This window comes from Candidatus Uhrbacteria bacterium (assembly GCA_016699205.1).
GTDB lineage: Bacteria > Patescibacteriota > Patescibacteriia > 2-12-FULL-60-25 > 2-12-FULL-60-25 > CAIXDN01.
The window spans coordinates 900922-913640 of the sequence record CP064964.1 but is presented as its reverse complement, the minus strand read 5'-3'; the positions used below and the strand labels follow the sequence as shown (position 1 = coordinate 913640).

The window sequence follows — 12719 nt, the reverse complement described above, 5'->3', positions numbered from 1 at the left end:
AAAAACCAACATTTATTGACAAAAACCCTCGATAAAAGCCAAGATTTCGATAGCAAAAAACCCGCTCCTTCGGAGGAAGCTGATGACCAGAATCACCCGTGCCGATGCAGAGATCGACGCCAAGCTCGAACGTGAAGAGCGCAAGCGCAAGGAAGCCGAGCTACGTGCCCAGGGCATCGAACCACCCAAACCCGCAGATACGGAGCCCAAGACAGCGCTCGGCTGGATCGCTTTCACGATCGCCGGTCTACTGATGCTCGGCTTCTTCCTCGGATTCTACTTCCTAGCAATGAGCCTCCTGCGCTGAAGCTCGGTCTTGCTCTTAAAAACCCTCCGACAACTGAGTCGGAGGGTTTTTACATTTTTATTTCTGACACCCTCCGCAATAATGCGTCCCTCTCTGCGCCACAACTATTCTCTTGATCGCACCTCCGCAATTCAAACACTTCTCTCCTTCCCTCCCATACACCCGCAACAGCGATAAAAACCCTCCCTTTTTCCCCTCCGTATCCACATAATCATTCGCACTCGTCCCCCGCTGCTTCACCGCTTCATCCAGCAACTCTTTCAAATGCTTTATTAAATTTATTCGATCCGCTTCTTTCATCTTTCCCAATCGTCTCGTCGGCAAAATCCCCGCTCGATGGCACGCTTCATCCGCATAAATATTCCCAACTCCTGCAATCACCGCCTGATTCAAAAGCGCCGCCTTCACCATTCTCGTCTTTGGCTTGATGAAGCGTGTCGCGAGTAGCGTGACATGCGACTCCAGCGGCTCCGGTCCATATTTCGATAAAATCTCCTCCAGCTCTTTTCCGGAAACAAAATGCACAAAACCAAATCGCCTTACATCATTCCAAACCAATCGCGTATCTCCTAATTCAAAAATCATTCGATCATGTTTTGGTCGATACATACTCGTCATCAACAAAAACGAACTTCCCCGTCATTTTCAAATGCGCCGTCATCGCCGTTCCATCGGTAAATCGATAAACAAGCAGCTTCGCACGCCGCTCAACACCCTCGATTGTTTTCCCGACAACAACCTCAACAAATCGCTTCCCAACCGGCTTCTCCCTCCCCGACTTCAAAAGCGTCACCGATACAATCATTTTGCCCGCCAAACCGGCATGTAATTGACGTCTTACAGTCTCGACTTCTGGTAATTCCGGCATAAAAACGACCTTAACAAGAAGCGACCCCCGACGCCAGTTAGCATCGAGGGTCGCAGGTGTCAGACGGGCAGAATCGCCGTCAGCTCTTTGAGAATCTTGTCGGCGCTCTTGAGGCGCTTCTTGGGGGTCTCGAACAGGTCTTCCTGAGCGAGGATGTTGCGCGCATGCTCGAGCTTGGTCGCCGCGATGCTCCGCGCATCCTGGCTGAACGAGCTGCAGGCCGCAACATGCTTGGCGATCTTGACGATCGAGTGGATCGCGGCCTCGCGATGCTCCTTCATCTTGCTCTCCTCGAGCGAGCGATGCGTCATGTACGAGAGCCGTCGAATGACCTGCCGCTCGACCACGCACACGAGGAGCACGGCGTGCAGCTCGCGGCGGATGGCCGCAAACGTATCGATCTCGCTGGCATCGCCGTAGCGAAACTCCTCATACAGCTGCTCGATGCGCCGCGACGGAGCCTCGAAAGGCTGAAGGCGCATGTAGCGGAGCTCCTCGACCAGCTTCGGGAACTCCCCGTTACGCATGTCCTTCTCTTCCTTGAGAGCCTTGAAGAGTTGTTCGGCCTCGCGATTGAAGGCCGTGACAAGCGCAAGGCGCAGATTCGCAAAGCTCCGAACACCGAGAATTTCGGCGATGCGGGACTCGAGACGCTTGATCGCTCCGCGGCTCGCGATGGCGATCACAGGCCCGACCGGATTCCCCGCCTTCGGGGACCGATACCCAAGCCCGCTACCGACATTGCGGCTCGCCGCAAGCTTGTGCGGATTGCGCTTGGGCGCCGCCAAATCGTTCTCGATGGCACGCAGGAGATGCGTGATCTCCTTGGCATCGCCATCCTTGAGCTTACCGGAGCGCATGAGGTAGTCGCTCGCGGTCCTGAGCTCGTCGATACGGCGCTTGAGCCGCTCCTCTTCCGAGACGCCGCCCTGATCGATGTGCTCGAGCATGGACTGCAGTCGGAACGAGTTGGAGATCTCGAGATGCTCGGTCGCACCCTTGGTGCGCGTCTTGAGCTCCTTCGAGTGCAGAATCGCCTTGCCTGTACGCCCATCCCCCGCCGACTCGGCGATGACGACGAGCTTGGGATCGGGAAAGGGATACGCCTGACGACGAATCACCTCACCAGAAACGCGCAGAGAAATCGGACGCTGGAGACGGGAATCGAAAAACGCCACTGCCGACATGAAAAGTACCTCCGTAAATTCCGTAGGCTCAACTTAGCAAATTTTTGACGTTTTGTCAACCGTTACCCTTGATCCGGCCAAGGGGTAATGAGCTCATATCCCGTATCCGTGACCGCCACTGTCACCTCAAAATGCGCCGACGTACTCCCATCCTCCGTTGCGATAGTCCACTGATCATCCTTCATGTACACGCGCCAATCGCCAAGCGTCACCATTGGTTCAATCGCAAGAACCATACCCTTCTCCAACTTAATCCGCGGCGCACGGCGTTCACGATAATGCGGAATCTGAGGCTCTTCATGAACCGCATGTCCAACGCCATGGCCAACCAAATCTTTGACAATACCGTACCCCTTTGGCGTCAAATAATCGTCGATTGCATTACTGATATCGTGCACAAATTTTCCAGCACGCACCTCCTGAAGCGCACGGACAAGCGACTCGCGTGTATCCTCGACAAGCTTCCGCGTCTTCTCATCCGTCTTCCCGACAATAACCGTCGTCGCCATATCCGTACACAAACCCTTATACCAAACCCCGATATCAAGTCCGACAATATCTCCTTCTTTAATCACACGCGCCGGAATCGGCAGTCCGTGCACGACTTCATCATTGATCGAAACACAAAGCGCCCCCGGAAACGCCGAGCCGTCTTTGTCGATTTTATACCCAAGAAAACTCGGCTCCCCTCCGGCTTCCGCAAAACGCTTGATCGCAATCGCATCAAGCTCTTCACTTGTAACACCGGCCACACACGCCTTACGGATTTCCGCGAGCGTACGTGAAAGCAGCGCTCCGCCTTCGCGTAGCGCCTCAATTTCTTCCGGCGTTTTAATCATGGACATAGATCAGGCGAATCCGAGCTTCTGTGTTTTCTTGCACAACTCTTCATGTAAATCCGCAATCGACTGATCCGCATTAACGGCAAGCAAAATTCCTCTCTGTCGATAATGCGCCGCCAATGGCTCGGTCATAAAATGATAAACCGCGAGCCGGCGCCGCACCGCATCCTCGGCATCATCTTTACGTGTTACAAGCTTTCCTCCGCAAACCGTACACAACATATCCTCCAACCCAAATTCCCGATGAAAAACACTTCGGCATCCTTCGCAAACAAATCTCCCCTTCAGCCGTTTGAGCGCGCTGGCATCCGACAGCTTTAACTGGATGGCAAGATTCGGTTTTAATAGTTTATCGAGCGCCACAGCTTGCTCCACATTACGCGGAAATCCATCAAGTACATAACCGCGTTCCATGGCCAACCCTTTGAGCCGCTTAAGCACGATCGCATCAACTAATTCATCCGGCGCAAGCATACCCGCTTCCACATACGACTCAACCATTTTTCCAATCGCCGTTTTCTCAGCGATCTCTGCCCGCAAAACATTTCCGGCAGACACAAATGGAACGCTATAACGCTCGGCCAAAAGTTGGCCTTGCGTGGTCTTGCCGGCCCCATTGGGACCAAACAAAAGGGCTCGTAAGCGTACACGTGCCATAGCTATAAAACATGGAACATAGAGCCTGGAGCATTATACCGCTCAGATGCTCTATGTTCCATGTTTACTGCTTGATGCTTTAGTACACGTCGTACTCGCGCATCGTGATCTGTGACTGGATCTGCTTAATCGATTCAACGACGACGGAAACAACGATCAAAATCGATGTACCGCCAAGGGCGATCAACTGCGTACCAAGTGCCGCCTCCGCAATCAACGGGGCGACGGCAATAAGACCAAGGAAGAGAGCTCCGCCAAGCGTGATGCGATTCACAACGCTCTGGAGATACTCGGCCGTCGGCTTACCCGGGCGAATACCCGGAATAAATCCGCCCTGCTTTTGAATGTTCTCGGCGATACGGTCCGGGTGGAACACAATCGACGTGTAGAAGTACGTGAAGATCACGACCAACGAGAAGTAGAGCACGGCGTATACCGTCTGATTCTGCAAGGTCACGATCACCCATGTCGCAGCCTGTGAGATCCAAACCGTACGCGCCTGCGTAAAGAATTGGGCAATCACCGACGGGAAGAGCAAGAGCGAGATGGCAAAAATGATCGGAATAACACCGGTCAAGTTCACGCGCAACGGAAGCGATGAACCGACGCCGCCAATCGAACCGCTAGAACCGCGCGACTGACGGGCATACTGCACCGGCACATTGCGCTGGCCTTCAGACACAAACACGACACCGGCAACCATACCGATCGCCACGGCGGCGTACAGCACATAGGTCAACCACTGCGAGGTGTCCGTCGTTGCCAAAAGCTGCGAAAGCGAGCTCGGCAATCCGGCAATAATACCGGCAAAGATAAGCATCGAGATGCCGTTGCCGACTTTCTTCTCGCTCATCAATTCACCCATCCACATGAGCAACATGGTTCCACCGGTCACGGTCGCGATAATCATCACGATGTGCAGCGGATCGGCATTGGTCAAAATCGGGGTCGCCGACTGACCGAGCAATTGCAGCAAGCTGAATGACTGGATGATGGCGAGCGGAATCGTTAGCATGCGCGTCCACTGGTTGATACGGCGCTGTCCGGCCTCTCCATCTTTCTGGATTTCCTCGAGACGAGGAAAAATCATCGCCAACAACTGGAAAATAATCGACGCCGTAATATACGGAGCGACACCCAGTGCCACGATACTGAAGTTTTCAATGGTACCGCCCGAGAACAAGTTCAGGAGACCGAGAACCTGGTTCGCCTCAAAGAAACGCTTGAGCGCGATAAGATCGACTCCCGGCAGCGGGATATTGGCCATGACGCGGAAGATGATCATCATTCCGAGCACAAAGAGGAGGCCATTGCGCACCTCTTTCACACGCCAAGCTTGCATGAGCTTTTCCCACATAAGACGAAAAGGAAGGAAGATTTATTTGACCGAACCGCCTGCTGCTTCAATCGCTGCCTTGGAACCTGCCGTCACAGCAACGCCGCTAACGGTAAGCTTTTTGTCGAACGATCCGTTGCCGACAATCTTGGCCTCAAGATCGATACGGTTGATCAGTCCCTTCTCGCGCAGCGTCTCGATAGAAACCGTATCTCCACTAGCATAGACAGAAAGACGCTTGAGCGGAATGGAAGCGACTTTTGCGTAGCGGCTAAGGAAACCGCGGCTCTTTGGGAAGGACAGCAGCATCTGCTTCAAGCCCTTGAGCTTGAGTTTGTGCGTACCGCCAGTACGGGACTTCTGACCCTTCGTACCTTTACCTGCGGTCTTGCCGCGACCACTACCAGCACCGCGACCAATGCGGAAACGCTTGGAGCGCGAGCCAAACTTGGGCGCGAGGTTGTTGAGAGTAAGAGACATAGGATTAGGCGGTCTTCTCTACAGGAGCCTGAGCGGCTGCCGTGCGAGTGGACAAACGCAATTTGCGGAGGGCAGCAAACGTCGCTTTGACGTTGTTGGTCTTGTTCTTGGAACCAAGAATCTTGGATACGACGTTCGGAACACCAGCGAGTTCAAGCACGATGCGCACAGCGCCACCGGCCTTCACACCCGTACCTTCCGGAGCTGGCTTCAAGATCACATACGCGGCGCCAAACTTGGCTTCTACGGCATGCGGAATCGTTCCTTTGACAAGCGGAACAGTGAAGAGAGCTTTACGAGCCTGAGTCGTTGCCTTGGCAGTAGCACCGGCAACGTCCACGCCCTTGGCCAAGCCAAATCCGGCACGGCCCTTGCGGTTACCGATAACGGTCAAGACGCGGAAGCGCATGCGCTTACCACCCTTGGTCACACGCGTAACACGGGCGACTTCAATGTTCTTTTCTTCGTAGTCGGCTTCAGCCGGGACATCCATACGCGGACGACGGTCGCGACCGCCTCCGGCACGTCCACCGCGGCCGCCTTGGCCGCCCGGACCGCCACGGCGATCACCACCGCGGCCACCCTGACCACGGAAACCTCCGCGACCAGCAGGAGCAGCAGCGCTCGGAGCAGGTGCTGGAGCGGCGACTTCTGGGTTCGGCTTGTTTGTTTCTTCGTTCATAGATTAGAAAGTCAATCCGGCTTCACGCGCACCGTCAGCGACGGCTTTTACGCGGCCATGATAACGCTTGTCGCGGCGGTCAAAAACGACCGACGAAATGCCCTTGGCCTTGGCGCGCTCGGCGACGAGCTTGCCCACCAATGTCGAGATCTCGGACTTGGTTTTACCCTTGCGGTCGGCGTCGGAAAGATCGGCGTCGCTTGCAGCGGCGATCGTCTTGCCAGCACGGTCATCGATAACCTGCGCATAGATATGCGCGAGCGTACGGGCAACCGCGAGACGCGGACGCTCGTTCGAGCCGGTGACCTTGGCGCGCACGCGTGCGATGCGGCGGGCTCGGGCGTTGGAAGTGTTGAGAGACATAGGAGTGGATTAGGCAGTCTTAGCCGTCTTACCGGCTTTGCGGCGAATCGTTTCGTCGGTGTATTTCACACCCTTGCCCTTATAAGGTTCTGGCGGACGCTTGCGGCGGATCTGGGCTGCAATTTCGCCAACCATGTGCTTATCGGCACCGGAGATCGTGAGCACCTGTTTTTCAACTTTGCCCTCGATACCTTCCGGAAGCGGAAATTTAATGCTGTGAGAAAAACCAACGTCCATCACAACGGTCTTGCCTTCAAGCGCGACCTTGTAACCGACGCCGACAAATTCCAAAGACTTCTCGTAAGGCTTTTGCAAACCTTCCACCGCGTTCGCGATGAGCTGGCGAGTAAGACCCCAGATGGCGCGCTGATAGACGTTATCCGGCTGTTCAACATTCACGACGGCGCTTCGGGGTTCTGCTTCAAGAGAAACAGAAGAGTGCGGAGGAAGCGGAACCGTGAGTGAAGCCTTGGGGCCCTTCACGATCACCTTCCCAGCCTCGACCGTGAGGTCGATGCCCGAGGGCAGGAGAATCGGTTTTTTGCCAATACGAGACATAGAATAGAGATTAGGAAACTTCGCAGAGAACTTCTCCACCGAGCTTGCGGCGGCGAGCCTCGCGGTTGGTCATGATACCTGCCGACGTCGACAGAATCGCAATACCCTGGCCGGACAAAACCGGACGCAGTTCAATCGATTTGGAATACACGCGGCGACCTGGCGTGGAGATACGGTCGATCGATCGGAGTGCTGGAACCTTACCGTCATACTTCAAGGTCACTTCCAAGGATTTCTTTGGTCCTTCGGAAGATTCTTTGACGCTGGCGATAAAACCTTCGCGCTCGAGCACTTTGGCGATCGAAAGTTTGATACGCGAACCCGGCACGCTCATCGTGTCGAGTCCGGCCGCATACGCGTTGCGAATGCGGGTCAGAAAGTCGCTAATTGGATCGGTATACATAGGATTACCAGCTCGATTTGGTCACACCCGGAAGCTCGCCACGGTTGGCCAGTTCGCGGAAGCAGATGCGGCAGATGCCGAAGTCGCGCATGAAAGCGTGCTTACGGCCGCAGCGCCAGCAACGGCGGACCTCACGTGTAGAGAACTTCGGTTTACGAAGTGACTTGGCGATTTGCGCTTGAGTAGCCATAGACTAGTTGTTGAATGGGAAACCGAGAGCGCGCAGGAGCGCTTCGCCGCGCTCGCGGGTTCCGGCCGTGGTGGACACGGTGACTTGGAGGCCATGCACGCGTTCGACTTCATCCGGGCGGATTTCCGGGAACGCGAGGTTCTCACGGAAGCCGATCGAGAAGTTGCCGCGGCCATCAATGCCCTGCTTTGAAATACCGCGGAAGTCGCGGATGCGAGGGAATGTGAACTGGGTGAAGCGGGTGAGAAAATCCCACATGCGCTTGCCGCGAATCGTGACCATCATACCGACGATCATACCTTCACGGATTTTAAAGCTCGCGATGGACTTTTTTGCCTTGGTCTTCACCGGCTTCTGTCCGGTGATGCGGCGGAGCGTTGCCTCAACCATCTCAAGCACCTTCGGATCCTTGATGCCTTGCGACAAGCCGACAGAAACCGTAACCGACGTGACCTTCGGGACGGCCATGCGGTTCTCGATTCCGAACTCCTTGGTAAGAGCCGGAACGATCTCCTTATTGTAGCGTTCTTGAAGTGTCATAGGTTAGGCAGTCTTACGCGCCTTGGAGTGGCGCATCGGTTTACCGTTGGAACCAACGGGCTGCACGTTTGAAGCGTGGATCGGCATGGCAAACTCGATCACCTGGCCTTTGTCCTCGGAACGACGCGAGCGCATGTGGCGCTTGGTCATGTTCACGCCTTCGATCACGACACGGTTAAGCTTGGGAAGCGTTTGCACGACTTTCCCCTTCTTCCCCTTGTTCTTTCCGGCAATGACGATGACTTCGTCACCCGTTTTGAGTTGGAGTTTGATCATAAAGGCTTAGAGGACTTCCGGCGCAAGCGACACGATCTTGGCATAGCCACGACCGCGCAATTCACGCGCAACAGGTCCAAAGATACGCGTACCCTTGGGTTCCTTGTTCTTGAGATCGACGATAACACCGGCGTTTTCATCGAAACGAATATATGTGCCGTCCGGGCGGCGCGTCTCTTTGCGCGTACGCACGAGAACCGCCTTAACGACATCCGACTTCTTTACGGTGCCACGCGGGTCGGCAATTTTGACGACACACGTCACAACGTCACCGAGTACGGCGTAGCGCTTCTTGTAACCGCCAGTGACCTGGATCACCTGGAGGAGTTTGGCTCCCGTGTTGTCTGCCACGGCGAGCATAGAGCGATGTTGAACCATATTAGGCAGCGGAAACCGTGGACAAATACTTGAAATGCTTGTCCTTGGAGATCGGACGCGTTTCCTGGAACTCGACGACATCACCCAGTTTGCAAGCGCTCTCCGGGTCATGGATCTTGAACTTATTGGAAATCGTGAAGTACTTGCCGTACTTCGCATGAGCCACGCGGCGATCCACGCGGACCACAGCCGTCTTCTGCATTGCCGTGGAAACGACAACACCTTGGAGGCGGCGTGGTTGGCCTTCGGCTTTCGCGGAAGGTTGTGTGTTAGTGGATTTCATACGTTAGGCAAGAGTGATCTCGGACTTTGGCTTTGTGGCGAGAGCGGTGAGGAGTCGTGCGAGGTCGCGCTTCTTGAGGCGCATGTCGCGGACTTTTCCGTGCTGACGGGTCGCGATCTTGAACCGGAGTTCACGGATCGAGCTGCGCAGGTCGGCGGCGTCGCGGCTAAGCTCGGCGGCGGACTTCTGCTGAAGTTCTTTAGACATAGACTAGTTGCTAATGAACTTGCACACCGGCGAGAGCTTATAGGCCGCACTTTGAAGTGCAATCTTAGCCTGATCGGCCGGAATACCATCCATTTCGTAAATCACGGTGCCCGGTCGGACGACGGCGACATAGTGGTCAACCGCACCTTTACCGGATCCCATCGGCACTTCGTTACCCTTCTTGGTGATCGGCTTGTCCGGGAAAACGCGGATCCAGACCTTTCCACCCTTCTTGATGTAGCGAGTGAGAACACGGCGGCCTGCTTCGATCTCCTGACTCGAGAGCCAGGCTGGCGTCATCGCCTTGAGGCCGAAGCTTCCAAACGAGAGTTCAAGCTTGGTTGTCGCTGTGCGGATGTTACGCGCGCGGCCCTTGTGCCACTTGCGGTGTTTGACTTTTTTTGGAATCAACATACGAGTGGGTTAATTAGGCAGCGGGAGCCGTTTCCGGCTTATCCGTTGGGGCGAATGAAGCGGCTTCACCACGCGGAGCGCGCGGGGCGGAGCGAGGTCCGCGATCTCCATCGCGACCACCGCGGCCACGGGAAGGAGTTGTCGGCTGATACTGGTTCAAACGATCCTGGGCAAACACGTCGCCGCGATAGATCCAGACTTTTACACCGATAGCACCAGCCATCGTGCGGGCGGCATCAGCAGCGTAGTCGATATCAGCGCGGAGGTTCGTGAGCGGAATCTTGCCCCAAGCCAACCATTCGCGGCGGGCAATTTCTGCACCGTTCAAACGGCCGGAGACGGCAACCTTCACGCCAAGGGCTCCGCCCTTTTTCACGCGTTCGATCGACATCTTGAGGACGCGGCGGAATGGCATGCGGCGCTCAAGGTCGGCAATCACGCCCTGGACGACGAGAGCGGCATCAAGAGACGGACGTCCGATCTCGACGACGTTAACGGCGAGCTGGACGCTCTTGGCCTTGCTCGGGAAAAACTTCTTGAGAAGCTTCTTCTTGAGTCCGTCAGCGCCTTCACCGGAACGGCCGATCACGAGACCCGGCTTAGCCGAGTGCACCGTTACAGCCATCGTGCCGCGCGAGCGCTCGATTTCAATACGGCTAATCGCTGCATCCTTGAGATCCTTCTTGAGGAAGTCGCGGATCGCCAAATCCTGGCGCAAGTTGGCGCGATACGCATCGTCACGAGCCATCCAGCGCGACGGCCAAGTGACCGTAGTGCCGAGGCGGAAAACTTTAGGATTTACTTTATGTCCCATAGGATTATTTGGTTTCCGTCTTAACCGGGGCCTTCTTAGCCTTGGCCGGTGCCTTCTTCTTTGCCTTTACTTCGCGTGCATCGTTAGAGAGCACGAGCGTGATGTGCGTCGTGCGCTTGCGGATCGGAGCCGCACGGCCAAAGGCGCGGGCGCGGGAGCGCTTCAAAGTCGGACCGCCGTCAGCGACGATGGTCTTAATGAAGAGATCCTCTGGCTTAAGATGAAAATTGTGCTCGGCGTTAGCGATAGCGGAGCGCAAAAGCTTGTGTACCGGAGTAGCAGCGAGCTTTGGCAAGAATGTGAGCTTGGTCTCGGCAGCCATAACAGACATGCCGCGGACAGCATCAACCACGAGTCGGACCTTGCGGGGCGACATGCGGAGAAAACGGAGGGAAGCGTGTACATCCATATTCGTTTATTTCTTGGCAGCCGGAGCCGGAGCAGCGGCAGCAGCCGGAGCGGCAGCGTCGGTCTTGGCCAACTTGCCTCCGTGGCGGGTAAACTTGCGCGTCAGGGAAAACTCACCCAGCTTATGGCCGACCATGTTCTCAACGACATGCACCGGGATGTGCAATTTGCCATTGTGTACGCCAAACGTCATACCGACCATTTCTGGGGTAATCGTGGATGCGCGCGACCAGGTCTTGATGACGGTCTTGGATCCGGGGCCGGCTTTCTTCACCTTGGCGAGAAGCTTCTCGTCGGTGAACGGGCCCTTTTTGAGACTTCGTGACATAGGCGTGGATTAGAGGGTCTTACCCTTACGGCGCGAGATAATGAGTTTATTGCTGGAGAGATTGCGCTTGCGTGTCTTGACGCCGAGGGCGTGCTTGCCCCACTTGGTCTTGGCGTACTTCATACCGATCGGATGCTTACCTTCACCACCACCGTGCGGGTGATCAACCGGGTTCATGACCTTACCGCGAACCGTCGGCTTAATGCCGCGATGGCGCATGCGGCCGGCCTTACCCCATCGGACCAAGTGCCAGTCCGGGTTGGATACCGTACCGATCGTGGCCATACAGGTCTTAGGAACGCGGCGCACTTCACCGGATGGAAGTTTCAATGCAGCCCAATCGTCTTCAAGGGCCATGAACTCAATACGTGAACCGGCACCATGTCCAAGCTGACCGCCCTTACCTGGAGCGAGTTCAACGGAGTGCACTAAGGCACCCAGCGGAATCTTGGAAAGCGGCAAACGGTTGCCAACGTTGATTTCTGCCTCGTTCATCGAGGAGACGACAACATCCCCCACCTTCAAATTCTCCGGAGCAAGGATATAGCTCTTCACACCATCCTTGTAGTTGATCAACGCAATACGCGCTCCGCGGTTCGGATCGTACTCGATGGTCTTCACCGTAGCCGGAATATCAAAACGGGTGCGCTTGAAGTCGACATCACGAAGATAGCGACGAGCACCGCCGCCTTGATGACGGACAGCGATTTTTCCAAGCGAACGACCCGCATTGGATTTGCGGAATGAGATGAGAGACTTGTCCGGTTCCGTCGAGGTGACGTCGGCAAAGCTCTGCACCGAGAGATTTCGCGACCCGGCGTGATTCGGGCGGATTTTCTTGATAGGCATAGGATTAGACTCCTTCGTACAGGCTAAGCGTCTCACCCTTCTTCAAGGTGACAAGAGCCTTTTTAACATCGCGGCGGAAGCTGACGCGCTTACCGCGGCGCATCGGTTTACCGGCGACGCGGATAATGCGGACGCCTTCAACATGAACGTTGTAAAGCGATTCAACAGCCTTGCGGATGGACACCTTTTCGGCGCTCATCGGAACATCAAAGACATACGTACCAGTGTCAGCAAGGCGAGCAGCCTTTTCACTGACATGCGGCTTGGTAAGAAGACGGATCGCCATCGCGTCGGCCTTGCCTGTGACGGCCGGCTTATCCGATGTCGCTTCTGCCTTTTTGGCTGCAAC

24 protein-coding genes are annotated in these 12719 nt (G+C 55.6%); 1 reads left to right on the top strand and 23 read right to left on the bottom strand.

Annotated features, from left to right (window positions below):
* Positions 1 to 82: 82 nt before the first annotated feature.
* Positions 83 to 307 carry a hypothetical protein gene (locus IPH19_04615; protein ID QQR60658.1) on the top strand — a complete coding sequence of 75 codons (225 nt, stop codon included), beginning with the start codon at positions 83 to 85 and terminating at the stop codon, positions 305 to 307.
* Positions 308 to 364: 57 nt separating this feature from the next.
* On the opposite strand, the gene IPH19_04610 is transcribed toward IPH19_04615, so the two are convergent.
* The 23 genes from IPH19_04610 to rplW all read right to left on the bottom strand — a co-directional run bounded on the left by IPH19_04610 (position 365) and on the right by rplW (position 12656).
* Positions 365 to 916 carry a hypothetical protein gene (locus tag IPH19_04610; protein ID QQR60657.1) on the bottom strand — a complete coding sequence of 184 codons (552 nt, stop codon included), beginning with the start codon at positions 914 to 916 and terminating at the stop codon, positions 365 to 367.
* Positions 897 to 1175 (bottom strand): hypothetical protein, encoded by a 279-nt coding sequence (locus IPH19_04605; GenBank protein QQR60656.1) that lies wholly within the window; start codon positions 1173 to 1175, stop codon positions 897 to 899. The genes IPH19_04610 and IPH19_04605 overlap by 20 nt, the downstream gene beginning before the upstream one ends.
* A gap of 59 nt (positions 1176 to 1234) precedes the next feature.
* On the bottom strand, positions 1235 to 2362 hold the full coding sequence (locus IPH19_04600) for a hypothetical protein (protein QQR60655.1): 1128 nt from the start codon (positions 2360 to 2362) through the stop codon (positions 1235 to 1237).
* A gap of 62 nt (positions 2363 to 2424) precedes the next feature.
* Positions 2425 to 3207, bottom strand: a complete 783-nt coding sequence (gene map, locus IPH19_04595) for a type I methionyl aminopeptidase (protein QQR60654.1) — start codon at positions 3205 to 3207, stop codon at positions 2425 to 2427.
* A 3-nt stretch (positions 3208 to 3210) separates the two neighbouring features.
* Positions 3211 to 3861, bottom strand: coding sequence for a nucleoside monophosphate kinase (locus tag IPH19_04590; GenBank protein QQR60653.1), 651 nt, complete (start codon positions 3859 to 3861; stop codon positions 3211 to 3213).
* Between the two features lie 79 nt (positions 3862 to 3940).
* Positions 3941 to 5218: a preprotein translocase subunit SecY gene (gene secY, locus IPH19_04585; GenBank protein ID QQR60652.1), complete on the bottom strand. Its 1278-nt coding sequence runs from the start codon at positions 5216 to 5218 to the stop codon at positions 3941 to 3943.
* A 21-nt stretch (positions 5219 to 5239) separates the two neighbouring features.
* A complete protein-coding gene (gene rplO, locus IPH19_04580; protein QQR60651.1) occupies positions 5240 to 5677 on the bottom strand; it encodes a 50S ribosomal protein L15 in 438 nt (145 codons plus the stop codon).
* A gap of 4 nt (positions 5678 to 5681) precedes the next feature.
* A complete protein-coding gene (gene rpsE, locus IPH19_04575; GenBank protein ID QQR61367.1) occupies positions 5682 to 6170 on the bottom strand; it encodes a 30S ribosomal protein S5 in 489 nt (162 codons plus the stop codon).
* Between the two features lie 192 nt (positions 6171 to 6362).
* A complete protein-coding gene (locus IPH19_04570) occupies positions 6363 to 6722 on the bottom strand; it encodes a 50S ribosomal protein L18 (GenBank protein QQR60650.1) in 360 nt (119 codons plus the stop codon).
* 9 nt (positions 6723 to 6731) lie between these two features.
* Complete coding sequence (gene rplF / locus IPH19_04565) at positions 6732 to 7280, bottom strand: 50S ribosomal protein L6 (protein ID QQR60649.1); 549 nt, start codon at positions 7278 to 7280, stop codon at positions 6732 to 6734.
* 10 nt (positions 7281 to 7290) lie between these two features.
* Positions 7291 to 7683: a 30S ribosomal protein S8 gene (rpsH, locus tag IPH19_04560; protein QQR60648.1), complete on the bottom strand. Its 393-nt coding sequence runs from the start codon at positions 7681 to 7683 to the stop codon at positions 7291 to 7293.
* Between the two features lie 4 nt (positions 7684 to 7687).
* Positions 7688 to 7873, bottom strand: a complete 186-nt coding sequence (locus tag IPH19_04555; protein QQR60647.1) for a type Z 30S ribosomal protein S14 — start codon at positions 7871 to 7873, stop codon at positions 7688 to 7690.
* 3 nt (positions 7874 to 7876) lie between these two features.
* Positions 7877 to 8413 carry a 50S ribosomal protein L5 gene (rplE, locus tag IPH19_04550; GenBank protein ID QQR60646.1) on the bottom strand — a complete coding sequence of 179 codons (537 nt, stop codon included), beginning with the start codon at positions 8411 to 8413 and terminating at the stop codon, positions 7877 to 7879.
* A 3-nt stretch (positions 8414 to 8416) separates the two neighbouring features.
* Positions 8417 to 8689 (bottom strand): 50S ribosomal protein L24, encoded by a 273-nt coding sequence (locus tag IPH19_04545; protein ID QQR60645.1) that lies wholly within the window; start codon positions 8687 to 8689, stop codon positions 8417 to 8419.
* Between the two features lie 6 nt (positions 8690 to 8695).
* A complete protein-coding gene (gene rplN / locus IPH19_04540; protein QQR60644.1) occupies positions 8696 to 9067 on the bottom strand; it encodes a 50S ribosomal protein L14 in 372 nt (123 codons plus the stop codon).
* A gap of 1 nt (position 9068) precedes the next feature.
* Positions 9069 to 9350 (bottom strand): 30S ribosomal protein S17, encoded by a 282-nt coding sequence (gene rpsQ, locus IPH19_04535; protein ID QQR60643.1) that lies wholly within the window; start codon positions 9348 to 9350, stop codon positions 9069 to 9071.
* A gap of 3 nt (positions 9351 to 9353) precedes the next feature.
* On the bottom strand, positions 9354 to 9557 hold the full coding sequence (gene rpmC, locus IPH19_04530) for a 50S ribosomal protein L29 (protein ID QQR60642.1): 204 nt from the start codon (positions 9555 to 9557) through the stop codon (positions 9354 to 9356).
* Between the two features lie 3 nt (positions 9558 to 9560).
* The gene (gene rplP / locus IPH19_04525; GenBank protein ID QQR60641.1) at positions 9561 to 9971 is read right to left on the bottom strand and encodes a 50S ribosomal protein L16; all 411 of its coding nucleotides are present in this window, start codon (positions 9969 to 9971) and stop codon (positions 9561 to 9563) included.
* Positions 9972 to 9984: 13 nt separating this feature from the next.
* The gene (gene rpsC, locus IPH19_04520; GenBank protein ID QQR60640.1) at positions 9985 to 10785 is read right to left on the bottom strand and encodes a 30S ribosomal protein S3; all 801 of its coding nucleotides are present in this window, start codon (positions 10783 to 10785) and stop codon (positions 9985 to 9987) included.
* A gap of 4 nt (positions 10786 to 10789) precedes the next feature.
* Positions 10790 to 11194: a 50S ribosomal protein L22 gene (gene rplV / locus IPH19_04515; GenBank protein ID QQR60639.1), complete on the bottom strand. Its 405-nt coding sequence runs from the start codon at positions 11192 to 11194 to the stop codon at positions 10790 to 10792.
* A gap of 6 nt (positions 11195 to 11200) precedes the next feature.
* Entirely contained in the window at positions 11201 to 11521 is a 321-nt protein-coding gene (gene rpsS, locus IPH19_04510; GenBank protein QQR60638.1) for a 30S ribosomal protein S19, read from the bottom strand.
* A 9-nt stretch (positions 11522 to 11530) separates the two neighbouring features.
* Positions 11531 to 12370 carry a 50S ribosomal protein L2 gene (gene rplB / locus IPH19_04505; protein QQR60637.1) on the bottom strand — a complete coding sequence of 280 codons (840 nt, stop codon included), beginning with the start codon at positions 12368 to 12370 and terminating at the stop codon, positions 11531 to 11533.
* Between the two features lie 4 nt (positions 12371 to 12374).
* Positions 12375 to 12656: a 50S ribosomal protein L23 gene (gene rplW, locus IPH19_04500; GenBank protein ID QQR61366.1), complete on the bottom strand. Its 282-nt coding sequence runs from the start codon at positions 12654 to 12656 to the stop codon at positions 12375 to 12377.
* Between the last annotated feature and the right edge of the window lie 63 nt (positions 12657 to 12719).